This window comes from Collinsella aerofaciens (assembly GCF_039836695.1).
GTDB lineage: Bacteria > Actinomycetota > Coriobacteriia > Coriobacteriales > Coriobacteriaceae > Collinsella > Collinsella aerofaciens_BD.
In genome coordinates this window covers 1-1261 of the sequence record NZ_JBDPAC010000053.1, presented here as the reverse complement: position 1 = coordinate 1261, position 1261 = coordinate 1, and the positions used below count along the sequence as shown (strand labels likewise).

Genomic DNA, 1261 nt, shown 5'->3' with positions numbered 1-1261 from the left:
TGAACTGCCTCCCATTTCTTGGACATGAGAAATGGGAGGCTTTCTTTATGCGCGTTGATTTGAGAGTGAAGCATGATGTCGAGGCCAGGAAGGCGGCCATAGGGCTCTTCGAGCTCGGGCACGGGTATAAATCTGCCGCGATTGTCCTTTCGCTTCCCGCGGAAGCCGTGAGAAGATGGCAGGAGATATACCGCGCATTCGGGAGCGAGGTGCTGCTGCGCATGGACGGAAAGCAGGGCAGGTACACATACGAGCAGAAGGTCGCCGCCGCCTCCGCCGTCGTCGACGGCGGCATGACGAAGACCGAGGCGATGGCGGCGTTCGGCATAATGTCGATGTCGCCGCTCAAGAAGTGGTGCGCGCTATACCGCGAGGGCGGCGCGGAGGCCCTGCGCCCGAGGCCCAAGGGCCGGCCGAGCGGTTCCAGGGCGAGGCCGCGGACCCGCGAGGAGGAGCTCGAGGAGCGGTGCCGTAGGCTCGAGGCCGAGGTGGCCTACCTAAAAAAATTACGCGCCCTGGTCGAGAGGGACGGGCTCTGACCAGGGCGAAGGCCGAAGCGGTCGCGGCCCTGCGCGCCGAGGGGCACGCGCTCGGGCACCTGCTCGCATGCGCCGAGCTCAAGAGGTCGACCTACTACTACGCCCTCGCGCACCCGCCGAGGCCCACGCGCCCCGAGCTCCGGGAGGCGGCCGCCGAGATCTTCTCGCGCACCGCCAACGGCTGCGGGCACCGGCAAATAGCGATGTGCCTCAGGGCCGAAGAGGGGGCCGTGATAGCCGACAAGACCGTGCTCAAGATGATGCGCGAGATGGGGATTCGCTGCGGTATCAGACGCGAGACGGCCTACCACAGGTACAACTCGTACAGGGGCGTCGTCGGCAGGACGTTCGAGAACGTGATCGCGAGGAATTTCGACGCCGGGGCCCCGTGGCGGAAGCTGGGGACGGACGTCACCGAGTTCAAGGTGGCTGGCGGTAAGGCCTACTGGGCCCCGACGCTGGACTTCTGCACCAAGGAGATCGTGGCGAGCGACATATCGACCACGCCCGACATGGCCCAGCAGGCGAGGATGCTCGACGAGCTGCTGCCCAAGATCCCCGAGGGCGCCGCCCCGACCATGCACTCGGACCGGGGCTGGCAGTACCAGCACGCCTCATACACATCCAGGCTCGAAGCCGCCGGCATCGTCCAGAGCATGTCCAGGAAGGCGAACTGCATCGACAATGCCGCCACCGAGCAGCTCTTCGGCCACGTCAAGGAC

General features: G+C 65.8%; 2 protein-coding genes. Both read left to right on the top strand.

All coding sequences use genetic code 11. The features are described 5' to 3' along the window. On the top strand, positions 1–539 hold a 539-nt coding region (locus tag ABG996_RS10745; protein WP_347479850.1), incomplete at its 5' end, for a helix-turn-helix domain-containing protein. Next, positions 506–1261 (top strand): IS3 family transposase (locus tag ABG996_RS10740; RefSeq protein ID WP_347500992.1); only part of this gene is annotated, 756 nt, incomplete at its 3' end. The genes ABG996_RS10745 and ABG996_RS10740, both read left to right, overlap by 34 nt.